The sequence below is a fragment of the Flavobacterium sp. genome, assembly GCF_031423415.1.
GTDB lineage: Bacteria > Bacteroidota > Bacteroidia > Flavobacteriales > Flavobacteriaceae > Flavobacterium.
In genome coordinates, this window is sequence record NZ_JANPFL010000148.1 from 1 (window position 1) to 21571 (window position 21571).

Here is a 21571-nt window from a genome sequence, read left to right on the forward strand (position 1 = left end):
CAAACTTAAGATAAATTTAAACCACATAGAATCACTGTTAAAATTGTTAAAAAGATTGTCATAGAAAATACATTTTGCGCATAGTAGCTATGTCAACTATGTAAAAGTGAAGCTTTCTAAAATTATACCTATGTTGCTACACTAAAAACTATGTGGTTAAAAACTCCACAACATTTCCAGTAGAAGCATTTTTTAAATAAAGATGAACACAATAATAATAAAGATTTAAGAGGTGACAATTTGACATTTTTCAAGTTTTGGCAGTACTTTTGTAATCTATAGGACAGAATAAAATGAAGTTTACGAATTTTTTTAAAAACAATACAAGAATGACGACTGAAAACAAGATAAACGACGAAATTGTTGATCAAACCGCAACTGAAAACAATGAAAATGCTATTGATACATTAGACGCTTCAATTGAAGAACGAGTTGAAGAAATATCGAAAGAGGAACAATTATCACAAGATTTAGCCTCTGAAAAGGATAAATTCTTGCGTTTATTTGCCGAATTTGAAAACTTCAAACGCAGAACAGCTAGAGAACGTATAGAGCTGTTTAAAACCGCAAATCAAGATGTTTTACTTGCTTTGTTGCCTGTTTTAGACGATTTTGACAGAGCATTATCTGAGATTAAAAAAACAGACGATAATATTTTGATTCAAGGTGTTGAACTCATTCAAGAAAAATTGAAAAACACTTTAGTTTCTAAAGGATTAGAGCAAGTTGAAGTGAATGCAGGTGACGCTTTTGATGCCGATTTCGCTGAAGCTATCACTCAAATTCCTGCTCCATCGCCTAAGATGAAAGGTAAAATTGTTGATGTAATAGAAAAAGGATACAAATTGGGTGATAAAATTATTCGCTTTCCAAAAGTAGTAATCGGAAACTAACTCCTAAATTCTAACAGTCACCCTTGAGCTTCTTGAGGCACTAATTTTTAATTGAAAATGAAAAAAGATTTTTACGAAATACTAGGCATATCCAAAAATGCCGACGCTGCCGAAATAAAAAAAGCATACCGAAAAAAAGCACTTGAATTTCACCCTGACAAAAATCCAGGAAATGCGGCTGCAGAAGAAAGTTTCAAAGCGGCTGCGGAAGCTTATGAAGTACTCAGTGATCCTCAGAAAAAAGCCAAATACGATCAATATGGTCATCAAGCTTTTGATGGTTCAGGTGGTTTTGGCGGTGGCCACGGCGGAATGAATATGGATGATATTTTCAGTCAATTTGGAGATATTTTTGGAAGTGCTTTTGGTGGAGGAGGTTTCAGTGGCGGTGGCGGACAACGTCGCGTCAAAGGAAGCAATCTTCGCATAAAAGTAAAATTGACTCTTGAAGAAATTGCCAATGGAGTCGAGAAAAAAGTAAAAGTAAAACGAAAAGTTCAAGCTCCAGGAGTTTCCTATAAAACCTGTTCGACTTGTAATGGTCAAGGTCAAGTAATGCGCGTGACCAATACCATTTTAGGAAGAATGCAATCAGCATCGACTTGTCCAACTTGTAGCGGTTCCGGTCAAATATTAGACAAAAAACCTTCAGAAGCCGATTCGCAAGGAATGATTTTAGATGACGAAACGGTTACCATAAAAATTCCAGCTGGTGTCGTTGACGGAATGCAACTTAAAGTTTCCAACAAAGGAAATGATGCACCAGGCAATAGTGTTCCGGGAGATTTAATCGTTGCAATTGAGGAAATCGAACACGAATTTCTAAAGCGCGAAGGCGAGAATTTGCATTACGATTTATACATCAGTTTCTCCGAAGCGGCTCTCGGAATTTCAAAAGATATTTCCGCCATCAACGGAAAAGTAAGAATCAAACTCGACGAAGGCATCCAATCTGGTAAAATTCTGAGATTAAAAGGAAAAGGAATTCCAAATATCAACGGCTATGGAACAGGAGATTTGCTAGTTCACGTTAATGTTTGGACTCCAAAAACACTCAATAAAGAACAAAAACAGTTTTTTGAAAACAATCTCGAAAACGAGAACTTCGCTCCAAATCCTGAAAAAAGTGACAAATCCTTTTTTGAAAAAGTTAAAGATATGTTTTCATAATTTTTAATTATAATGATTTTTCCCATCCTTGTGAAAATAGGGATGGGTTTTTTGTTTTATTTAACACCTTATTACACCCTATTTTTTTACTTTTACCAACCCTAAGCCGAAGGGTAAAACAAATGAAATAAATCAAAAAAGCAGTATGAGTAATATCCTTGAAGTAAACAATGTCGTTAAGAAATACGGAGATTACGTTGCCCTTAATTCTGTTTCACTTACGGTTCCCAAAGGAAGTATTTACGGGCTTTTAGGTCCAAATGGTGCCGGAAAAACATCACTTATCCGAATTATCAATCAAATTACGATGCCTGACAGTGGCAATATTATTTTGGATGGTGAAAAGCTAAGTCCAAAACATATCCAATACATTGGTTATTTGCCCGAAGAACGCGGTTTGTATAAATCGATGAAAGTAGGAGAGCAATGTTTGTATTTAGCACAAATGAAAGGACTTTCGAAAGCCGAAGCCAAAAAACAATTGGAATATTGGTTCGAAAGATTAAGTATTCAAGGTTGGTGGAACAAGAAAATAGAAGAGTTATCTAAAGGAATGGCACAAAAAGTGCAATTTGTGGTTTGCGTAATGCATAAACCCAAATTATTGATTTTTGACGAACCATTCTCAGGTTTCGATCCTGTAAATGCTAATGTGATAAAGCAGGAAATTCTAGAGTTACAAAAACAAGGTTCTACTATTATTTTCTCCACGCATCGCATGGAAAGTGTCGAAGAACTGTGTGATCATATTGCCTTAATTCACAAATCGAACAAGTTAATCGAAGGAAGTTTAGACCAAGTGAAACGAAAATTCCGCACCAATAGTTTTGAAGTGGGTGTTTTATCGGACAATGTCGAAGGACTGATGTATGATTTAACCCAAAAATTCAAAGTGACACAAACGAATTTTAAATCACTCAACAATGAAATAAAACTTGAAGTCCAACTTGGAAATACTATGCCAAACGAACTTTTGAATATACTGACTCAAAGAGGTCAGGTAACCCATTTTATGGAAAAAATTCCTAGCGTCACGGATATTTTCATACAAGCAGTAAGTGCCCCCTAATCCCCGAAGGGTAAAAACAAAGAGATAAATTAAGAAATTGTTATAAAAAATATTATTTTAAACCCTATTTACCCTAGTAGGAATTCCCCCTTCGGGGGTTAGGGGGCTTTCAAATGAGTATCATATCGCTAATTATAAAAAGAGAATTTATTGCCAAAGTCCGCAATAAATCATTCATAGTAATGACCTTTTTGAGTCCGCTACTTTTTGTGGGAATAGCCGTTTTTGTTGGTTATTTGAGTACTATGAAAGCCGACACTAAGCTAATTGCCATTCACGACGAAACGGGTTTATTTGCCAATGAATTTCTCTCCTTGAACAATAAAGACTCAGAATATAAATATTTAGATTTACACGATATCGACATGAGATTTCTAAAAGATAGCATCACCAAAGAGAGTTATGAAGGGTTAATTTACATCCCGAAAGTCAATAATGTTAAGGAATTAGAAAGTAAAATTCAATATGTTTCTAACGACAGTCCCAGTTTATCTTTTTTAGAAAATATTCAAGGTATAATTGCCCAAAAACTCACGAGAGAAAACTATCAAAAAGCAAATTTAGATACGTTAGCTATAAAAAATGCAGCGTCGAAAGTCGCCATTAGTTTGGCCAAAGCTTCAGGAGAGCAAAGCGTCAAAGGCCTTAACGAAATCAAGATTGCTATCGGAGGCGCTTTTGGCTATCTCATTATGATGTTCATTATTATTTACGGCAATATGGTAATGCGAAGCGTTATTGAAGAAAAAACCAATCGCATTGTCGAAATAATCATTTCCTCGGTAAAACCATTTCAATTGATGATGGGAAAAATCATTGGAACTTCATTAGCTGGATTATTGCAATTCTTTATTTGGGCTATTATAGGATTGTCATTGATGCTAGTAGCCTCCTATTTTTTAGGATTAGAAACTTATACGGCACAAAAAATACCTTCTGATGCGATGCAAATAGCACATCAGCAAACGACTAGCACCGCACAAATGTATGTCCAAGAATTATGGCAATTACCCATCGCGACAATTTTAATTAGTTTCGTAATTTATTTCATTGGCGGTTACTTTTTGTACAGCTCATTTTACGCCTCAATTGGGGCTGCAGTAGATAACGAAACCGATTCACAACAGTTTCTTCTACCTATCATTATGCCATTGGTTCTCGCTGTTTATATCGGGTTTTTCACAGTAATCAATGATCCTCACGGAACGGTAGCCACCGTATTCTCGATGATTCCCCTCACCTCGCCTATCGTGATGCTGATGCGAATTCCTTTTGGAGTTCCTTGGTGGCAGCTACTACTTTCCATCTCAATCCTTTTTGGAACATTCTTTTTTGTGGTTTGGTTTGCCTCTAAAATATATCGAGTAGGAATATTAATGTATGGCAAAAAACCAACCTGGAAAGAAATGTACAAATGGTTACAATATTAAATTCCAAAAAATAAATTCCAAATTCCAATAGTTGGATTTTGGAATTTTTAAAATTTGAAAATTACGAAGTATGAGTAAAATATTAATCATAGAAGATGAAGCAGCTATTCGCAGAGTACTTACCAAAATACTTTCCGAAGAGAACGATACGTATATTGTTGAAGATGCCGAAGACGGAGTTCAAGGATTAGAAAAAATAAAAAACAACGACTACGACCTCGTTTTGTGCGACATCAAAATGCCCAAAATGGACGGCGTTGAAGTGCTCGAAGCGGTCAAAAAAATAAAACCCGAAATCCCAATGGTAATGATTTCTGGTCACGGCGATATGGAAACTGCTATTCAAACGATGCGTTTGGGCGCTTTTGATTACATCTCGAAACCGCCCGATTTAAACCGATTATTAAATACCGTTCGTAATGCTTTAGACAGAAAACAACTCGTTGTAGAGAATAAAATTCTGAAGAAAAAAGTTAGCAAAAACTACGAAATGATTGGCGAAAGCGAACCCATCAATCGCATCAAATTGATGATTGAAAAAGTCGCTCAAACCGAAGCTAGAGTTTTGGTTACTGGACCCAACGGAACCGGCAAAGAATTGGTTGCTCATCAATTGCACGAGAAAAGTCAACGAGCGAGTTTTCCGTTAATCGAAGTCAATTGTGCCGCTATTCCGAGTGAATTAATAGAAAGTGAATTGTTTGGTCACGTAAAAGGCGCTTTTACTTCAGCGGTAAAAGATAGAGCAGGGAAATTTGAAGCAGCTGATAAAGGAACGATTTTCTTGGATGAAATTGGCGATATGAGTCTTTCGGCTCAAGCCAAAGTATTACGAGCCTTACAAGAAAACATGATTACCCGAGTGGGTGCCGATAAAGATATTAAAGTGGATGTTCGTGTCATTGCGGCAACCAACAAAGACTTGAAAAAAGAAATTGCCGAAGGTCGATTTCGTGAGGATTTGTATCATCGATTGGCAGTAATTTTGATTAACGTACCTTCGCTAAATGAAAGAAGAGATGATATTCCGCTATTGATTTCCCATTTTACCGAAAAAATCGCTTCTGAACAAGGAAATGCAGTCAAACATTTTTCCAAAGAAGCCATTCAATTATTACAAGAATACGATTGGACAGGAAATATTCGTGAACTCAGAAATGTGGTAGAACGATTGATTATTCTGGGCGGAAATGAAATCTCGGAAAGCGACGTGCAGTTGTTTGCTTCAAAATAAAAAGCCCCCTAGCCCCCGAAGGGGGAATTGAAAACAAGAATTAACAAAAAATAAATATTTTAGATTCTTTAGATTTTCAAATCCTAAATCCTAAATCTAAAATCTAAAATTCGAAAATGAAACTAAAAAAAATAAACGAAAACCTCCAAGAAGCACTCATCGCTAACGGTTTGACCGAAGCTAACGAAATGCAAAAAGAAACCTTTTCAACTCTGAAAAGTGGTGCCGATTGTATTATTATTGCTCCAGATGGAAGCGGAAAAACGACGACAATTGTTATCAATGTAATTCAGAAATTGACTGGAAGCAACGAAGAATCGCCGCGTGCTTTAATTATTGTGGAAGATAAAACCAAAGTTCTAGAAATGGTAGCTCTTTTTGTTCAATACGGAAAGCATTCGGGATTGGAAGTTTATGGCATACACGACAAAGGCGATACGGATTATGATAAAAATTATATTTCTACTGGCATCGATGTTTTGATAGGAACACCTAACAAATTGAACGATTTGTTCAGTACAGCAGGGTACAATGTCAACCGACTGCGAATGTTAATTCTTGACGATGCCGATACCATACTAAAATTACGTCATGAAACCAAAATTATGCGCATTTCGAATAGCATTGCCAAAACCCAACGCATTATTTTCACAGATGTGCTCACAGAAAGAATCGAAATTCTAGCCGATAAAATGTTGGTAGAACCTTTCGAATTTGATTTTGATGAAGAGGAAGAAGATTTTGACGAGAGCGAAGAAGATCAAGAAGAAGAATAATCGATATTCTACAAAAAACTATTAATTACAAACAACAAACAGCATTATGGGATTAATGAAAGTATTTTCGGGAAGTGAAATTTTAGCAGTTTCGCTTAAAAGTAAAATTGAAGCAATTGGAGTAGAAACAGTCATTCGAGATAACAACCAATCGAATGTGTTTCCTAGTATAGAAAACACAAAGGCAGTCGAGTTGTTCATTCAGGAAACGGACTTTTCAAAAGCCAATCCGGTAATTGAAGAATTCAGGTTGAGTATATAAAATTAGAGGTTAAATAATGAAATATAAAATGCTAGTAGTTGATATGGATGATACCTTGCTAACCGCCGATCACCAAATATCAAATGAAAATGCAACAATGCTTTTGAAAGCTCAGGAAATGGGCGTTTATGTCGTTTTGGCTTCGGGAAGACCAACCTCAGCGATGATTGGATATGCCAAAGAACTGCAATGTGATATTAATAATTCCTTTATGATTTCTTTTAACGGTTCCACAATTACGGACTTGAAAGAAGACAAAGTGCTTTTTGAACATTCCTTGACCAAAGAACAAATTCATTCAATCTACGATTTTAGTCAAGAAAATAATACGCATATTATCACGTATTTAGACGGAAAAATAATCAGCGAGCGACATTCGGAATATATAGATATCGAAAGTACTATCACCGGTTTAGAATTGGTAATTGTACCAAGTTTTAAGGATGCTGTAACTACTTCGGCCGTGAAATGTTTGTTGCTAGAAGAACCCGCTTATCTTAAAACTGTCGAACCTTTGCTAAAAAACGCTATGCCAGATTTAAGCGTTTGTATGTCGAAACCCTTTTTTCTGGAAGCCGCACCTTATGGCGTTCATAAAGGAGCTGCTGTTCAAATTATTGCCGAAAAACTAAGTATTCATCCAAGCGAAATAATCGCCATTGGAAATGCAGAGAACGATTTAACCATGGTGCAATATGCCGGATTGGGCGTTTGGGTTGATAATGTCGATAACGAATTAAGAGAATTTGGTGATGTTATTGTAGCTTCTAATAATGATCACGGTGTTGCCGAAGTGGTACGGAGATTTATTTTGGAATAAAGATTTGTAATTTTTATCAAGTGATTCGAGAATATTTCAAAACACTTAACGATGGTAAAGAGAAAGGATAAAAAGCTAATAAATAATAATTCACCTTTTTTCGATAAAATTAAAAACCATTATTTATGGATACTACTAGTTTTATTTTTAATTTATATTTCAATTAGGAATAATAATAATATCAGTGAATTAAAAATAAACGGAAAACAAGTTACAGGCTATTTGTATGAGGTTAAAGAGGTTGGTTCAAAAGGAACGATTAGAGGATTTTATAAATTTTAATTAAATAATAATATCTATGAAGGATTTTATGACAATGATGAACTAGTTAAATTTGACAGTATTGAAATAATCTATCTTCCTGAAAATCCTGAAAAGAATCAAGCGAAACAATTTGTTGAGGATCATGACTAATTCTCAATAACAAACAAAACCTCAAAGTTTTTAATTTTGAGGTTTTGTTTGTTTAGAGTTTTATGGGAATAAATAAAAATTATTTACCCCACTTACCACCGCCTACGAAAAATCCGATGTGAATTCCTAGATAGGCGTTTTTTGCAGTTCCAACCTTATTACCATCTATATCTTCTAAATCAGAATCTGGAACAATATTATATTCTAAACCCATTCGAAATCCAGCCCATTCAAAACCTCCACGTATTAAACCGCCAAATGCGCCGGATACAGTAGGTGAGTATTTATCTGGCACTGTGCTATTTTCATCCAGTTCAACATTTGCTAGCGAATAATACCCAAAGCCACCGCCAAGATAAGGCGCAAAAGAACTTCCAGACTTATTAAAATAATAATCATAAGTCCCCACATAAGATCCACTAACGGCAACTTTTCCAGAAGCAGCCGCGCCGGCGGAATCTACAGTTATATCTTTAACGATTGCGGCGGCGCCCAGTCGTAAACCAATATTCATATTGTCTTTAATATTATACTTGGGTTCTAAGGAAAACATCGCTCCTCCTCCACCTCCTGAAGGAACAAAACCTAAATCCAAACCAACTCTAAAACCCCCTTTTTTTTGTGCATAGCCGTTAGTAATAACCAAAGCTAAAAGTGCTAACAGAATATTTTTTTTCATAATTTTTACAATTTAAATTAAAAACTAAATTAAAATTAACATATTTTTTTAAAATACCAAGATAATTTATAATAAAATTTTTAAATAAAAGAATCTAATGTTCAAGACATAGCTATACAATCTAGATGAATATTAGTAAAAAATTTCAATTTATTTTTTAAATTATGATTTTAAAATCTTTATTTAGTTAAAGTAGATAAAAATAATTGTTTTGCACAATTTTTAATGACAATTAAATCAATTTATGAAGATGATTTCATAATTTTGTCATAATGATAGATTTTTGATGACTTCAATAGGTGTAGTGATAAAATTGATGGTTATTAAATCTTAATGACAAAACGTAATGTAAATGCCGAACACTGCAATAATAAACTGATAATGAAGTTTTAACAATAATACTAACCAATAAAAATAAAAAAATGAAAAAGCCTATTTTGATTTTCGTATTACTTTTAGCAACATCTTTTAGTGTGCAAGCCCAGTTATTGCAAATTGGCTTAAAAGCTGGAATAAATTACGCTAATGCAACCGGGACAGGCATTACTGTTGACGGTACAAATTACAAAACTGACGCCATAACAAGCTATCACGCAGGATTGATAGCAGAAATTAAACTATTGGACAAATTTGCTATTCAGCCAGAGTTATTATACTCTACTCAAGGAGCAAGTTATAAAATTGGAATAAAAGAATATAAAAATGAATTGGGCTATATTGCTATTCCTGTTTTAGCAAAAATATATTTGAGCAATACTTTTAGCCTCGAATTGGGACCTCAAGCTTCTTTTTTATTGAGCGAAAAAAATGCCTTTGATGCTAAAGACTCGAACACATTTGATTTTGCAGTCAATGCTGGATTGGGTTTTAAAATTACCAAAAGTATCTTCGTACAAGGAAGATATGTTCTCGGATTAACGGAAGTTTCTCAAGATGCAAAAACAAAAAACTCTGTCGTACAAGTTTCAGCAGGTATTATGTTTTAAAAATAAAAAACAATAAATTTTCCAAAACCGTTCTTAATTGGAGCGGTTTTTTTATTTTTACAAAAACATACTTATGAAAATTTGCATCATAAACGGACCTAACCTGAATTTATTAGGAAAACGCGAACCTGAAATTTATGGTTCTCAAACGTTTGAAGAATATCTTGAAATCTTAAAAGGTAAATTTACAAACGTGGAACTGACTTATTTTCAGAGCAATATCGAAGGGGAATTGATTGGCAAAATTCAGGAAAACGGTTTTTCTTATGACGGCATTATTCTCAATGCTGGTGCTTATACTCATACTTCAATTGGTATTGGCGACGCCATAAAAAGCATCACAACTCCTGTAGTCGAAGTGCATATTTCGAATACCTTTTCGCGCGAAAGTTTCCGCCATCAATCATATATTTCGGGAAATGCTAAAGGTGTTATTCTCGGTTTTGGAATGAAAAGCTATGAGTTGGCGATAATGTCGTTTTTGTAGTTTCTTCGCAATTATTCGATGATAACAATAATTCTTTCCAAAACGGGGTTCAAGAAAACGGAGTTATTTTTGATTTGAAAATTTTGAATGTTTTGAAGTAAAAAAAAAGGCAACTTCAATGATAAGAAGGTTCAATATGAATCAAAACGTGTCCTAATTCTGGGATTTCTGCTCGTAAAGTATCTTTTAATAAATGCGATATATCGTGACCTTCTCTCACCGAAATATTAGCGTTGACAATAGCATGCAAATCGACGTGGTATTTCATTCCTGCTTTACGAATAAAACATTTTTCGGTACTTTCAACGCCATTGACTTTAAGAGAAACTTTCCTGATTTCGACAATTAAATCATCATATAAATTTTCATCCATGATTTCTCCCAAAGCGGGTCTGAAAATTTTATAACTATTGTAGAAAATAAATCCTGATGCAAAAAGTGCAGCCAAATCATCGGCCGATTCGTAGCCTTTTCCAAAAAATAAGGCAATAGAAATTCCAATAAATGCGGCAACTGATGTTATTGCATCACTTCGATGATGCCAAGCATCAGCTCTTAAAGAAGAACTATTCGCTTCTTTGCTTCGTTTCATGACCAAACGATATGAATATTCTTTCCATAAAATTATGGCTCCAAGAACAATCAAAGTCCAAGATTCAGGTAATTTATGTGGAACTCCAATATTGGTAATACTTTCGTGAGCAATAATTGTTGCCGAAGTAATCAAAAAACCAACTACCAAAAAAGTGATTAATGGTTCGGCTCGACCGTGGCCGTAAGGATGATTTTCGTCTGCTGGTTTGTTAGAATATTTGATTCCAAATAACACTAAAAAGGAAGAAAAAATATCTGTAGTTGACTCAATGGCATCTGCCGTTAAAGCATAGGAATGACCAAAAAAACCAGCTAAGCCTTTTATTAACGCTAGTAATGCATTGCTTGCAATACTAAAATAAGTTGCCCTAACTGCAGTTTGTTCGTTTGTCATTTGAATTATACTAATAAACCTCAAAGGGTTTAAAAATCTTTGAGGTTTAGCGTTTTTTATTGAATAAAATTAAGCTCTTACAATTTTAGCTCCAATAGCTCTCAATCGTTCGTCAATTCGTTCGTAACCCCTATCAATTTGTTCAATGTTTTGAATAGTACTCGTTCCTTTGGCAGAAAGTGCAGCTATCAATAACGAAATTCCAGCACGTATATCTGGCGAGGACATTGTGGTAGCTTTCAGCTGTGATTTGAAATCGTGACCAATAACAACTGCTCGGTGTGGGTCACACAAAATGATTTTTGCTCCCATATCAATCAATTTATCGACAAAAAACAAACGGCTTTCGAACATTTTTTGATGAATTAAAACATCTCCTTTACATTGGGTTGCTACAACAAGAACAATACTCAATAAATCGGGTGTAAATCCTGGCCAAGGCGCATCTGAAATGGTAAGAATAGAACCATCTATATCGGTTTTTACTTGATATCCTTCTGTGTGCGCCGGAATATATATATCGTCACCTCTTTTTTCTAAAGTAATTCCAAGTTTTCTAAATACATTTGGAATCACTCCCAAGTTTTCCCAACTTACATCTTTAATTGTAATCTCGCTTCTTGTCATCGCTGCCAATCCAATCCAGCTTCCAATTTCAATCATATCTGGCAAAATTCTATGCGTGCAACCGCCCAAACTTTCGACACCTTCGATAGTCAATAAATTGGAGCCAATACCCGAAACTTTAGCTCCCATAGCATTCATCATTTTACACAATTGTTGCAAATAAGGTTCACAAGCGGCGTTGTAAATAGTAGTTGTGCCTCTGGCCAAAACAGCTGCCATAACAATATTAGCAGTTCCTGTAACTGAAGCCTCGTCTAGCAACATATCGGCACCAATTAAACCATCGGTAGCTTCTACTCCATAAAAATGATCTTCTCTGTTGTAACGAAACTTAGCACCAAGATTGATAAAACCCTCAAAGTGAGTGTCTAATCTTCTTCGTCCAATTTTATCGCCACCTGGTTTTGGAATATATCCTTTCCCGAATCGTGCCAAAAGTGGCCCAACAATCATAATAGAACCTCGAAGTGCTCCACCTTCTTTTTTGAAAGCTTCGGTTTCGAGATAGTTTACATTTACGTCATCAGCTTGGAAAGTATAAGAACCCGCTCCATTTTTTTGGATTTTGACCCCTAAATTTCCTAGCAGCGTAATGAGTTTATTAATGTCAATTATATCTGGAATATTATTTATCGTGACCTTTTCGGCTGTTAATAATATTGCACATAATATTTGTAGTGCTTCATTTTTCGCTCCTTGTGGTATGATTTCTCCTTTTAGTGAAATACCGCCTTCAATTTTGAATATTCCCATATTTTTAGGTTATGGGTTATAGGTTAGAAGTTATAAGTTGCCCGCGACAAGCTCATTACTTCGAACTAATAACCGTTTTACAAAGGTTTTCTGTTTTGGTTTTTATTTGTCGGATTTGACTTTCCTGATTTGATGTTTTTGTTACTTTGAATTTTTGGCTGTCCAGCAGGAGTTATTTTATTAGAAACACGCTTATTGGTTCGCAATAAATCGGTGGTGGTCAAAAGTTCCTCTGTGCTTTGTAACATATTCAATTTTCCGCCAGACAATTCGAATAAATGCTCGAAAATTACATCATCTTTCACGGTGTCTTTATTCCAACTCAAATACGATTTTTTCATATGATTGGCAATCACTTTTACCAAGGCATTTTTCATTTCGCCTTCCTCCCATTTGTTGGCAACATCAATCATATATTTAATGTTGTTACCATAATATCGGTATTTTGGGTAGTTCTGTGGGTATTTTAAAACATCCGGTTTCAATTGTAAAACCTCACGAGTTGGCACGGGATATGGTGATTCTACATCCAATTTAAAATCGGACATTATAAAAATTTGATCCCATAATTTGTGTTGAAAATCAGCGACATCACGCAAATGAGGATTCAAACTTCCCATAACCTGTATGATGTATTTTGCAGCTTTGTTGCGCTCTTCACTATCTTCTATAACAGTTGCTTGATCAATCAATTTTTGTAAATGACGACCATATTCTGGAATAATTAGGTGAGTTCGCTCAGCGTTGTATTCCAAATGATGAACGACATCGTTTGCAACTTCTTTTATATATTTTGTGTTCATATTTATAGGGAAATAATACCTTTAATAGTAGATAATTCGATGTATTTATCAATTATTTCTTGAGAATCTTTCATCATAACATCGACAGAAATGCTAGTGAATTTACCTGTTTTGGATTTTTTAGTTTTAATAACTGCTCCCACACAATCAAAAGCTTCTTCTACACGAAGAATGCTTTCTTTTTCTGAAGGCACAATAAATTTGTACAAATAAATGGCTGGCCAAGTAGTACTTAAATCCAACTCCACTTTTAATCTTTCGTAAAATTCTTTGGCTTCTTTTTCTGTATCCATTCTAAAATAAAAATAAGAGCAAATATACAGTTTTGAAATTACATTTTAGAGTTTAGTCCCGAAATTTCGGGAGTAGATTTTAGAATCCGTAGTTTAGAAAATTAAAAATTGTATTTTATAGTGTATCATTTTCGAAAATAAAGAAAGGTATTGCTCCAAATAATGTTTCAGAATTCCGATAACTTTAGGTAAATTTGGACCTTATTTGGAAAAAGTGAGCAAAAAAATTATAGTCATCATTGGCGGACCTGGAACTGGCAAAAGTACTATCATCGATGGATTGATAGAAAAAGGGTTTTGCTGCTATCCAGAAATTTCAAGACAAGTAACATTAGAAGCAAAAAAAGCAGGAATCGAACAATTATTTCTTGAAAACCCATTGCTTTTCAGTGAATTATTATTGGAAGGGAGAAAAAAACAATTCACAAGTGCAGTAGACGAAACGCATAAAATAGTTTTTATCGACCGAGGAATTCCAGATGTTTTGGCTTATATGCACTACATTGGCGACAGTTATCCAGCACATTTTGATTTGGCTTGCCGTGAAAATTTATACACAAAAATCTTTATTCTTCCGCCTTGGGAAGAAATTTATGTGAGTGACGAAGCCCGATATGAAAATTTTGAACAAGCGAAACTCATCCACAATCACCTCGTTGAAACCTATCAAAATTATGGGTACGAACTTATAGAAGTTCCAAAAGACGCGCTTGATAACAGAATTTTATTTATCTTAGACCAAATTTAGTTATTGGTTATGCGTTATGAGTTGTGAGTTATGGGTTGAGAAATCTGCTAAATGCAACTGAATACTAAACACTTGAAAGATGCAGGAAGCATTAGCAATTCTTCAAAAATATTGGAAACACGACAAATTTAGGTCACCTCAAGACGAAATTATCAATTCGGTTTTGGATGGTAAAGACACTTTTGGATTGATGCCTACAGGTGGCGGAAAATCAATCTGTTTTCAGGTTCCCGCCCTAATGAAAGACGGAATTTGTTTGGTCATTTCGCCCTTGGTGGCCTTGATGAAAGACCAAGTGCAACGCTTACAAAACCTCAACATCAAAGCTATTGCGCTGACTGGCGGAATCCAATCGGATGAAATGATTACACTATTAGATAATTGCGAATTTGGGAATTATAAATTCTTGTATTTATCGCCAGAACGTTTGCAGTCGGATTGGATTTTGGAACGAATCAAAAATCTGCCCATCAATTTAATTGCCATAGACGAAGCACATTGTGTCTCGCAATGGGGACACGATTTTCGTCCAGCATATTTGAAAATTGCCAATCTGAAAACCCATTTTCCAAAAGTTCCATTTCTCGCACTTACAGCATCAGCCACGAAGACTGTTCTTGATGATGTCATTCTTCAATTAGGATTAGAAAAACCAGTTATTTTTCAGAAATCTTTTGCCCGACAAAATATTGCCTATATGGTCTTTGAAATAGAAGACAAATTGTATCGAATGGAGCAAATCTTGAAAAAGAATCCGCAGCCTTCTATAATCTATGTCCGAAATAGGAAATCGTGCTCGGATACAGCTTCTCAATTACAATCCATAGGATTCAAAGCTACATTTTATCACGGTGGTTTATCTGTTAAAGAAAAGGAGAAAAACATGAATCTTTGGATGAATGAAGAAGCGCAGATTATTGTTGCCACCAATGCCTTTGGGATGGGAATTGACAAATCGAATGTAAAAACAGTCATTCACATTCATCTTCCAGAAAGTATGGAAAGTTATTATCAGGAAGCTGGTCGTGCTGGTAGAAATGAAGAAAAAGCCTTTGCTGTATTGCTTACAAGTCCATCTGATAAAATTCAAGCGCAAAGCCAGTTTATCAATGTTTTACCCGATAAAATAATTCTCACCCAGATTTACATCAAATTGTGTACCTATTTCCGAATCGCTTATGGCGAAGGAATCAACGAACAATTTTCGTTCAATTTGAATCATTTTTGCCAAAAATATGTATTTCCAACCTTAAAAACTTTCAATGCTATTCAGTTTTTAGACCGTCAAGGAATATTGAGTATGTCACAAGAATATTCCGAGAAAATCACGATGCAATTCATTATTGAATCGAAAGAAGTCATTCGATATATAAGTTTGAATTCTAATGAAGAACCCGTTATTTTGTCCTTACTTCGAACTTATCCAGGGATTTATGAATCGCAAACCGCCATCAATTTATCGTTAATTGCCAAAAAATCGAATTGTAATGAAACGGAGATCCTTGCTGTTTTTGAAAAATTGAAAGGGCTTGAAATCATTGATTATCATAAAAAAAACAATGATGCCACCATTATTTTCAACGAAGTTCGCGAAGACGAAAGAACCATCAATAGAGTTTCGAAGTATTTAGAAACCCAAAACAAACAAAAAGTTGCCCAATTCGAATCGGTTTTGCATTACATCACTGAGAAAAAAGTGTGCAAAAGCAAGTTGATTTTAGAATATTTTGGAGAAAAAACAGCAGCAGATTGTGGAATTTGTTCGAATTGCATTTCCAAAAAAAAGAAATTGGTTGACAGTTCTTCTACGTCCGAAAAAATCATTGGCTTGTTGAAAATTCAAAACTTGAATTCAAGAGAAATTCAGAAACTGACCAAAAATAGCGAAGACGATATTATCTTTGCCCTACAAACTTTATTAGAAAACAATAAAGTTGTCGTAAAACCAAACAATAAATATTCACTAAAATAAGAGGAGATGGCGTAGTTCCTCGCAATGACAATGGAAAAATTACGAATCGTCTTTATGGGAACGCCAGAATTTGCCGTTGGCATTTTGGACACCATAATCAAGAACAACTATACTATAGTAGGTGTTATTACCGCAGCTGATAAACCCGCAGGTCGTGGTCAAAAAATAAAATACTCGGCTGTAAAAGAATATGCTTTGGCTAACAATCTTACTTTATTGCAACCCACAAATCTGAAAGATAAAAGCTTCTTAGAGGAATTAAAATCGTTAAATGCTAATTTGCAAATCGTGGTTGCCTTTAGAATGTTGCCCGAAGTAGTTTGGAACATGCCAAAACGGGGTACTTTCAACCTGCACGCATCCTTATTACCCAATTATCGCGGAGCCGCTCCAATAAACTGGGCAATAATAAATGGTGATACAGAGACTGGAGTAACTACTTTCTTTATTGATGACAAAATAGATACTGGGGCTATGATTCTTAGTTCGGAAATTGAAATTACTCCAAACGAAAATGCTGGTCAGTTACACGATCGATTAATGCGGTTGGGAAGCGCCACTGTTATTGAGACTGTAACATTAATAGAAAAAGGAAATGTAAAAACTACCATCCAAAAAGATGTTCCTGAAATAAAAACAGCTTACAAGCTAAATAAAGAAAATTGCAAAATCGATTGGACAAAATCGGCAAAGGAAATTTATAATCTAATTCGGGGTTTGAGTCCGTATCCATCTGCTTGGTGTTATATTAGTGACAAAAACGAAGAGTGGAATGTAAAAATTCACGCAGCAAATATGTTACTGGAGAATCATAACTATACCATAGGGAACTTAATTTGTTCTAAAAAAGAAATAAAAATCGCAGTGAAAGATGGGTATATTGAGGTAATTAGCATCCAATTTCCTGGAAAAAAGAAGATGAATGTAGGAGAATTATTGAATGGAATGACTTTTTCTGAAAATGCAAAGGCGTATTAAGACCAATAAAACGGGTGTTTTTCACCCATTTAAGAAGATTTTACGTTGGTTTATGAACAAAAAAAACAAGTTATCAACAAAACAAGCTGAAATTAATAAAAACACTTGTAAGGAAACATATTCCTATTAATTTTGTTATTATAAACAAAGTTTTTTTTAACTAATATTTAATAAATAATCATTATGAACAAATCAGAATTAATCGACGCTATCGCTGCTGATGCAGGAATTACAAAAGCTGCTGCAAAACTAGCTTTAGAATCATTTTTAGGAAACGTAGGTAGTACCTTGAAAAAAGGTGGTAGAGTATCTTTAGTAGGTTTCGGATCGTGGTCAGTTTCTGCTAGAGCTGCAAGAGATGGTAGAAACCCTCAAACTGGAAATACTATAAAAATTGCTGCAAAAAATGTAGTGAAATTTAAAGCTGGAGCTGAATTAGAAGGAGCTGTTAATTAAATTTATGCTTTCACTAATATATTAAAACCTTCCATTGGAAGGTTTTTTTTGTACATTATATTGATTAGATTTGTTTGTGCTCTTTTTATACATTAGGAAACAATACGGCTTATGATATCAGAAAAATTAAAAAAGGGAAAACTACTTATTGCAGAGCCTTCAATAATTGGAGATTTGTCATTCAATAGGTCGGTTATTTTATTGGCAGATCATAATAAGAAAGGTTCGGTTGGTTTTATTATGAATAAGCCCTTAAAGTATACAATCAATGATTTGGTACCAGACATAAAAGCCACTTTCAAGATCTACAATGGCGGTCCAGTTGAGCAGGACAATCTCTATTTCATACATAATGTACCTCATCTAATTCCTAATAGTTTAGAAATATCCAACGGCATTTATTGGGGAGGTGAATATGAAATTACGAAAGAGCTCATAAACAATGGCAAGATAAACAAGAATAACATCCGCTTCTTTCTAGGTTACACTGGTTGGGATCAAGACCAACTAGAAACTGAAATGGCTGAAAGTTCTTGGATTATAATCCAAAATAATTACCAAAACAAAATAATTGGAAAATCGGCCGCTCATTTTTGGAAAAAACAAATTATGGAATTGGGCGGAGAATATCTAATTTGGGTCAACGCTCCTGAAAATCCAACCTTCAACTAATCAAGCTATAGCATCATTTAATTTTTGCAACAATAACGCCGAAAAATCTATTGTAAACTCTTTTTTGCGATATTTTGTAATCGGTTGAATTCCTTTAATCACATTCGTAATAAACAACTCGTCGGCTTTTTGAAGTTCAAATGGCGAAATTGCTTCTTCAACTACTTCTAGATTTTCAATAGTTTTTGCCAAACTTAAGATTTGCTTTCTCATAACCCCATTCAAACAACCCTCACTAACAGGCGGTGTTACAAGAGTATTCCCTTTAAGCATAAATAAATTTCCTTGAACAGCCTCAATAACATTTTTGCTATCATTTACTAAGAGACAATTATCCAAACCATTTTCTGTGGCATAAATACTTGCCGCAATATTTAGTAATTTGTTTGTGCTTTTTATTGAAGAAAGTAACTGTTTTGCCACATAAAAATCAGTATATAAATCCACCACATATTCGTTATGAACAATTGAATATACCCTATTTTCAAGATTTTCTATAGCAATCAAAAAAGAAACGGTATTGCTTTGCGGCAAATAATAGCCACCATCATTGCGATACACAGTAATTCTTGCACGAGCAGAATTTTCTAATTTTTTGGCTTTAGCTAAAGTAAGAATTTGTTCTTCTAAATATTCCATTGTAAAATTCATGGGAATTTCCATGCGCACAATTCGCATAGAAGCCATCAATCTAAAATAGTGATCTTCTAGAAAAAGAATTTTGGAATTCACGACCTTAACCGTTTCAAAAACTGCATCGCCGTATAAAAACCCGCGATTATGAACCAATAAATTAGTATCTGACGAGGTAATAGCACCATTAAAATTTATCATAATATCAAAAAAAAGTCCCGATTAAATCAGGACAAATATAAACTATAAATAACAATATTGCTATACCGAACCTATGACGTGTTTGAGATCTGAAATTTGATTTTCCCACAAGAGCTTAGCTTCACTTACTTCGTCAATATCCGCAAAATCAATAACCGTTAAAGAAACGTCTTTCGTAATTTCGTCAACTAAAATATGAAGTTCAAAATAAAATTCAGTATCTTTATTGTTGTCATCGACCCATTTAAATCTCACTTTTTCTCCTGATTTTTTGGAGCAAAGCCTAGCTTTCTCCTCGGAATCATTCCAAATGAAGGTAAAAAACTCTCCACGAGAATTGACATTGTCGGCAAACCACTCTGACAAACCTGACGGTGTTGAAATATATTGGTACAACAATTGGGGCGAAGAGTTTATTGGGAATTCTATTTCGTATCGTATTTTTGTATCCATTAGGCACTATTAATTTTTGTGAAATTTATAGAATATAAAGCCAATAAAAAAGCTTTTTTTAAAATAAATTTTTTTATCAGATTTATGCTTGTAACCTCTAATTTAATTTTTATATTTGCACCCGCATTGAAAGATGGGTTGCACTTAAAAATATGGCGAGATAGCTCAGTCGGTTAGAGCGCAGGATTCATAACCCTGAGGTCCCGAGTTCAAATCTCGGTCTCGCTACTAAAAACTCTAAACAATTTTTGTTTAGAGTTTTTTTTATGGTTATATTTTAACTCCTACTTTTTTACTCTTGTATTTGTGAGATGGCTTTTTTTTCTTGACGTTTTTAGTGTTTTTCTCTAGTAAGACATCATCATCAAATTTGTAATTTTGATTGTTGTTACTGTTGTTGTAAATAGTGGGTTGTTCCTTTTCTGTTTTGGGGTTACAGGAAAGCGACAAGCAACAAAGCAGGAGTAAAGTAACTAGGTTAAGTTTTTTCATTTAGGGTTTAATTTATAGTTAAGAGCAGCTGGTGTACAGTGTTTTCATTTGAATTTTTGATATTCGTTGAAGTTGTTTTTCAGTCAAAAGGCCTTGGTTTTGTAATTCATTAAGTTGTTCGCACAAGGCTTCTGATCTTGCTTTCATATAAGGATATTTGGATAGTGAAATGAGATTTCCTTGTAGCGATTTTTTGTATTGCTTTATATATTCTTTGGTGTAGTTTTCATAATCATCAAGGCATTTGTCCCATTTTTTGTGGTTAGGTATTTGAGGACAATTCTCATTTAGGGTTGTTCTATTTTCTACTGAATTTATTTTAAGGAACTTTTCCATAGTAGTTTTTTTTAAATAATTTCAAAATTATATCCAATAAAAATAACATCCTTACCGGAAACCGTAAAGAGTGAAAATAAATCAATCTACATCAAAATAATACTGACAATATACAAAATCAAAATAATGAGTTTCAATTGCTGGAGCCTTCATTAGAGCAACAAATTCGTCTAAAGACACATCAAAATACTGATGAATAGCTTGGAATTTAAATTCTATTTCGAGTGTTTTAAGGATTTCATCATATCCTACAGAAATGATGTTGCGGTCGTTTACGGTGTAGCGATTCATAGGATGGTATAATTTTTTATCAAATGTAAATGCAATAAAAAGTACATCCTTACGGGAAACCGTAAAGAAGTAAAAAAAAAGAAATTAAATTCAAAAATTTAAGTAACTAATTGTATTTAAGTGAAGTAAAAATTAAAAAGAATTAATAAAAAGCAAAAATAAATTAAAGTAATGTTTAATCTGTTGATTTAATTGTTTTGCTCAGTCACAGTTGAAATCTAATAAAAGTAGCCATTTTTCAAAAAAATATGAATAATTGAATAAATAGTATAATCCGATTATTAAAGTTAATTAATTTAGCCTAAATAACTAATAGTAACAGCACACGATTTGGAATAAAATCAAGTACTATAGGGGGGTTGTTTGGATTATTTTTCAATAATTTATCAAATACATAAGCCTGAGGTCGCGAGTTCAAATCTCGATCTCGCTACAAAAGAATCAAGGACTTAAGAAATCCGTAAGTCCTTTCTTTTTTAAATAAATTTTTGTGTGTGGCTTTTAGAGATGCTTATAACTCCATCATACGAAGTACTAATTGTGACAATCAAAAAATTCTTTTTTCTGCTATTCATATGTTAGTTAACCACTATCAATCCTTTTATTATTAAAAATCCAAAACAAAAATTTTATTCTCTATTGTAGTTTTATAATT

General features: G+C 34.1%; 26 protein-coding genes and 1 tRNA gene. 17 read left to right on the forward strand and 10 right to left on the reverse strand.

The features are described 5' to 3' along the window. Window positions 1–293 precede the first annotated feature (293 nt). The 9 genes from RMO83_RS12850 to RMO83_RS12890 all read left to right on the forward strand — a co-directional run bounded on the left by RMO83_RS12850 (window position 294) and on the right by RMO83_RS12890 (window position 7936). A complete protein-coding gene (locus tag RMO83_RS12850; RefSeq protein WP_310560101.1) occupies window positions 294–893 on the forward strand; it encodes a nucleotide exchange factor GrpE in 600 nt (199 codons plus the stop codon). Window positions 894–950: 57 nt separating this feature from the next. After that, window positions 951–2063, forward strand: coding sequence for a molecular chaperone DnaJ (dnaJ, locus tag RMO83_RS12855; RefSeq protein ID WP_310560102.1), 1113 nt, complete (start codon window positions 951–953; stop codon window positions 2061–2063). A 145-nt stretch (window positions 2064–2208) separates the two neighbouring features. Next, entirely contained in the window at window positions 2209–3132 is a 924-nt protein-coding gene (locus tag RMO83_RS12860; RefSeq protein WP_310560103.1) for an ATP-binding cassette domain-containing protein, read from the forward strand. 113 nt (window positions 3133–3245) lie between these two features. Then, window positions 3246–4562, forward strand: coding sequence for an ABC transporter permease (locus tag RMO83_RS12865; protein WP_310560104.1), 1317 nt, complete (start codon window positions 3246–3248; stop codon window positions 4560–4562). A gap of 70 nt (window positions 4563–4632) precedes the next feature. After that, entirely contained in the window at window positions 4633–5796 is a 1164-nt protein-coding gene (locus RMO83_RS12870) for a sigma-54 dependent transcriptional regulator (RefSeq protein WP_310560105.1), read from the forward strand. A gap of 116 nt (window positions 5797–5912) precedes the next feature. Further along, a complete protein-coding gene (locus RMO83_RS12875; protein WP_310560106.1) occupies window positions 5913–6572 on the forward strand; it encodes a DEAD/DEAH box helicase in 660 nt (219 codons plus the stop codon). A 46-nt stretch (window positions 6573–6618) separates the two neighbouring features. Further along, window positions 6619–6834, forward strand: a complete 216-nt coding sequence (locus RMO83_RS12880) for a putative signal transducing protein (RefSeq protein ID WP_310560107.1) — start codon at window positions 6619–6621, stop codon at window positions 6832–6834. Window positions 6835–6850: 16 nt separating this feature from the next. Next, window positions 6851–7654: a Cof-type HAD-IIB family hydrolase gene (locus RMO83_RS12885; RefSeq protein ID WP_310560108.1), complete on the forward strand. Its 804-nt coding sequence runs from the start codon at window positions 6851–6853 to the stop codon at window positions 7652–7654. A 51-nt stretch (window positions 7655–7705) separates the two neighbouring features. Beyond that, entirely contained in the window at window positions 7706–7936 is a 231-nt protein-coding gene (locus RMO83_RS12890; protein ID WP_310560109.1) for a hypothetical protein, read from the forward strand. Window positions 7937–8147: 211 nt separating this feature from the next. Here RMO83_RS12890 and RMO83_RS12895 read toward each other — a convergent pair whose 3' ends face one another. Next, a complete protein-coding gene (locus RMO83_RS12895; RefSeq protein ID WP_310560110.1) occupies window positions 8148–8747 on the reverse strand; it encodes a hypothetical protein in 600 nt (199 codons plus the stop codon). 422 nt (window positions 8748–9169) lie between these two features. Here RMO83_RS12895 and RMO83_RS12900 point away from each other — a divergent pair, with 422 nt between their 5' ends. Then, window positions 9170–9733 carry a porin family protein gene (locus RMO83_RS12900; protein WP_310560111.1) on the forward strand — a complete coding sequence of 188 codons (564 nt, stop codon included), beginning with the start codon at window positions 9170–9172 and terminating at the stop codon, window positions 9731–9733. A gap of 73 nt (window positions 9734–9806) precedes the next feature. Continuing rightward, window positions 9807–10220, forward strand: coding sequence for a type II 3-dehydroquinate dehydratase (gene aroQ / locus RMO83_RS12905; RefSeq protein ID WP_310560112.1), 414 nt, complete (start codon window positions 9807–9809; stop codon window positions 10218–10220). Between the two features lie 115 nt (window positions 10221–10335). Here the strand turns inward: aroQ and RMO83_RS12910 are convergent, their stop codons facing one another. From RMO83_RS12910 to RMO83_RS12925, 4 genes are all read right to left on the reverse strand, one after another. Continuing rightward, on the reverse strand, window positions 10336–11208 hold the full coding sequence (locus RMO83_RS12910) for a cation diffusion facilitator family transporter (protein ID WP_310560113.1): 873 nt from the start codon (window positions 11206–11208) through the stop codon (window positions 10336–10338). A gap of 69 nt (window positions 11209–11277) precedes the next feature. Continuing rightward, on the reverse strand, window positions 11278–12588 hold the full coding sequence (murA, locus tag RMO83_RS12915; protein ID WP_310560114.1) for a UDP-N-acetylglucosamine 1-carboxyvinyltransferase: 1311 nt from the start codon (window positions 12586–12588) through the stop codon (window positions 11278–11280). A gap of 77 nt (window positions 12589–12665) precedes the next feature. Further along, window positions 12666–13391 carry a DUF4290 domain-containing protein gene (locus tag RMO83_RS12920; RefSeq protein WP_310560115.1) on the reverse strand — a complete coding sequence of 242 codons (726 nt, stop codon included), beginning with the start codon at window positions 13389–13391 and terminating at the stop codon, window positions 12666–12668. Window positions 13392–13393: 2 nt separating this feature from the next. After that, window positions 13394–13684 (reverse strand): DUF493 family protein, encoded by a 291-nt coding sequence (locus RMO83_RS12925; RefSeq protein ID WP_310560116.1) that lies wholly within the window; start codon window positions 13682–13684, stop codon window positions 13394–13396. A 214-nt stretch (window positions 13685–13898) separates the two neighbouring features. On the opposite strand from RMO83_RS12925, the gene RMO83_RS12930 reads away from it, so the two are divergent. The 5 genes from RMO83_RS12930 to RMO83_RS12950 all read left to right on the forward strand — a co-directional run bounded on the left by RMO83_RS12930 (window position 13899) and on the right by RMO83_RS12950 (window position 18510). After that, window positions 13899–14432 (forward strand): ATP-binding protein, encoded by a 534-nt coding sequence (locus tag RMO83_RS12930; RefSeq protein ID WP_310560117.1) that lies wholly within the window; start codon window positions 13899–13901, stop codon window positions 14430–14432. 79 nt (window positions 14433–14511) lie between these two features. Then, complete coding sequence (locus tag RMO83_RS12935; protein WP_310560118.1) at window positions 14512–16404, forward strand: ATP-dependent DNA helicase RecQ; 1893 nt, start codon at window positions 14512–14514, stop codon at window positions 16402–16404. Between the two features lie 30 nt (window positions 16405–16434). Beyond that, window positions 16435–17382, forward strand: coding sequence for a methionyl-tRNA formyltransferase (fmt, locus tag RMO83_RS12940; protein WP_310560119.1), 948 nt, complete (start codon window positions 16435–16437; stop codon window positions 17380–17382). Window positions 17383–17565: 183 nt separating this feature from the next. Further along, complete coding sequence (locus tag RMO83_RS12945; protein ID WP_310560120.1) at window positions 17566–17838, forward strand: HU family DNA-binding protein; 273 nt, start codon at window positions 17566–17568, stop codon at window positions 17836–17838. A gap of 111 nt (window positions 17839–17949) precedes the next feature. Beyond that, window positions 17950–18510 (forward strand): YqgE/AlgH family protein, encoded by a 561-nt coding sequence (locus RMO83_RS12950; protein WP_310560121.1) that lies wholly within the window; start codon window positions 17950–17952, stop codon window positions 18508–18510. Here RMO83_RS12950 and RMO83_RS12955 read toward each other — a convergent pair whose 3' ends face one another. After that, window positions 18511–19344 (reverse strand): aminotransferase class IV, encoded by an 834-nt coding sequence (locus RMO83_RS12955; protein ID WP_310560122.1) that lies wholly within the window; start codon window positions 19342–19344, stop codon window positions 18511–18513. Between the two features lie 60 nt (window positions 19345–19404). Then, window positions 19405–19797 carry an START-like domain-containing protein gene (locus RMO83_RS12960; RefSeq protein ID WP_310560123.1) on the reverse strand — a complete coding sequence of 131 codons (393 nt, stop codon included), beginning with the start codon at window positions 19795–19797 and terminating at the stop codon, window positions 19405–19407. Window positions 19798–19951: 154 nt separating this feature from the next. On the opposite strand from RMO83_RS12960, the gene RMO83_RS12965 reads away from it, so the two are divergent. Continuing rightward, window positions 19952–20025 (forward strand) — tRNA-Met (locus RMO83_RS12965). Window positions 20026–20067: 42 nt separating this feature from the next. Here the strand turns inward: RMO83_RS12965 and RMO83_RS12970 are convergent. The 3 genes from RMO83_RS12970 to RMO83_RS12980 all read right to left on the reverse strand — a co-directional run bounded on the left by RMO83_RS12970 (window position 20068) and on the right by RMO83_RS12980 (window position 20916). Continuing rightward, a complete protein-coding gene (locus RMO83_RS12970) occupies window positions 20068–20289 on the reverse strand; it encodes a hypothetical protein (RefSeq protein WP_310560124.1) in 222 nt (73 codons plus the stop codon). Between the two features lie 18 nt (window positions 20290–20307). Further along, on the reverse strand, window positions 20308–20625 hold the full coding sequence (locus RMO83_RS12975; RefSeq protein ID WP_310560125.1) for a hypothetical protein: 318 nt from the start codon (window positions 20623–20625) through the stop codon (window positions 20308–20310). A gap of 81 nt (window positions 20626–20706) precedes the next feature. Then, on the reverse strand, window positions 20707–20916 hold the full coding sequence (locus RMO83_RS12980) for a KTSC domain-containing protein (RefSeq protein ID WP_310560126.1): 210 nt from the start codon (window positions 20914–20916) through the stop codon (window positions 20707–20709). Window positions 20917–21571: the final 655 nt, after the last annotated feature.

Bases quoted from the DNA above. Each gene is read 5' to 3' on its own strand.
- RMO83_RS12850 (WP_310560101.1), top strand. From the start codon at position 294: ATGAAGTTTACGAATTTTTTTAAAAACAATACAAGAATGACGACTGAA.
- dnaJ (WP_310560102.1), top strand. From the start codon at position 951: ATGAAAAAAGATTTTTACGAAATACTAGGCATATCCAAAAATGCCGAC.
- RMO83_RS12860 (WP_310560103.1), top strand. From the start codon at position 2,209: ATGAGTAATATCCTTGAAGTAAACAATGTCGTTAAGAAATACGGAGAT.
- RMO83_RS12865 (WP_310560104.1), top strand. From the start codon at position 3,246: ATGAGTATCATATCGCTAATTATAAAAAGAGAATTTATTGCCAAAGTC.
- RMO83_RS12870 (WP_310560105.1), top strand. From the start codon at position 4,633: ATGAGTAAAATATTAATCATAGAAGATGAAGCAGCTATTCGCAGAGTA.
- RMO83_RS12875 (WP_310560106.1), top strand. From the start codon at position 5,913: ATGAAACTAAAAAAAATAAACGAAAACCTCCAAGAAGCACTCATCGCT.
- RMO83_RS12880 (WP_310560107.1), top strand. From the start codon at position 6,619: ATGGGATTAATGAAAGTATTTTCGGGAAGTGAAATTTTAGCAGTTTCG.
- RMO83_RS12885 (WP_310560108.1), top strand. From the start codon at position 6,851: ATGAAATATAAAATGCTAGTAGTTGATATGGATGATACCTTGCTAACC.
- RMO83_RS12890 (WP_310560109.1), top strand. From the start codon at position 7,706: ATGGTAAAGAGAAAGGATAAAAAGCTAATAAATAATAATTCACCTTTT.
- RMO83_RS12895 (WP_310560110.1), bottom strand. From the start codon at position 8,747: ATGAAAAAAAATATTCTGTTAGCACTTTTAGCTTTGGTTATTACTAAC.
- RMO83_RS12900 (WP_310560111.1), top strand. From the start codon at position 9,170: ATGAAAAAGCCTATTTTGATTTTCGTATTACTTTTAGCAACATCTTTT.
- aroQ (WP_310560112.1), top strand. From the start codon at position 9,807: ATGAAAATTTGCATCATAAACGGACCTAACCTGAATTTATTAGGAAAA.
- RMO83_RS12910 (WP_310560113.1), bottom strand. From the start codon at position 11,208: ATGACAAACGAACAAACTGCAGTTAGGGCAACTTATTTTAGTATTGCA.
- murA (WP_310560114.1), bottom strand. From the start codon at position 12,588: ATGGGAATATTCAAAATTGAAGGCGGTATTTCACTAAAAGGAGAAATC.
- RMO83_RS12920 (WP_310560115.1), bottom strand. From the start codon at position 13,391: ATGAACACAAAATATATAAAAGAAGTTGCAAACGATGTCGTTCATCAT.
- RMO83_RS12925 (WP_310560116.1), bottom strand. From the start codon at position 13,684: ATGGATACAGAAAAAGAAGCCAAAGAATTTTACGAAAGATTAAAAGTG.
- RMO83_RS12935 (WP_310560118.1), top strand. From the start codon at position 14,512: ATGCAGGAAGCATTAGCAATTCTTCAAAAATATTGGAAACACGACAAA.
- fmt (WP_310560119.1), top strand. From the start codon at position 16,435: ATGGAAAAATTACGAATCGTCTTTATGGGAACGCCAGAATTTGCCGTT.
- RMO83_RS12945 (WP_310560120.1), top strand. From the start codon at position 17,566: ATGAACAAATCAGAATTAATCGACGCTATCGCTGCTGATGCAGGAATT.
- RMO83_RS12950 (WP_310560121.1), top strand. From the start codon at position 17,950: ATGATATCAGAAAAATTAAAAAAGGGAAAACTACTTATTGCAGAGCCT.
- RMO83_RS12955 (WP_310560122.1), bottom strand. From the start codon at position 19,344: ATGATAAATTTTAATGGTGCTATTACCTCGTCAGATACTAATTTATTG.
- RMO83_RS12960 (WP_310560123.1), bottom strand. From the start codon at position 19,797: ATGGATACAAAAATACGATACGAAATAGAATTCCCAATAAACTCTTCG.
- RMO83_RS12970 (WP_310560124.1), bottom strand. From the start codon at position 20,289: ATGAAAAAACTTAACCTAGTTACTTTACTCCTGCTTTGTTGCTTGTCG.
- RMO83_RS12975 (WP_310560125.1), bottom strand. From the start codon at position 20,625: ATGGAAAAGTTCCTTAAAATAAATTCAGTAGAAAATAGAACAACCCTA.
- RMO83_RS12980 (WP_310560126.1), bottom strand. From the start codon at position 20,916: ATGAATCGCTACACCGTAAACGACCGCAACATCATTTCTGTAGGATAT.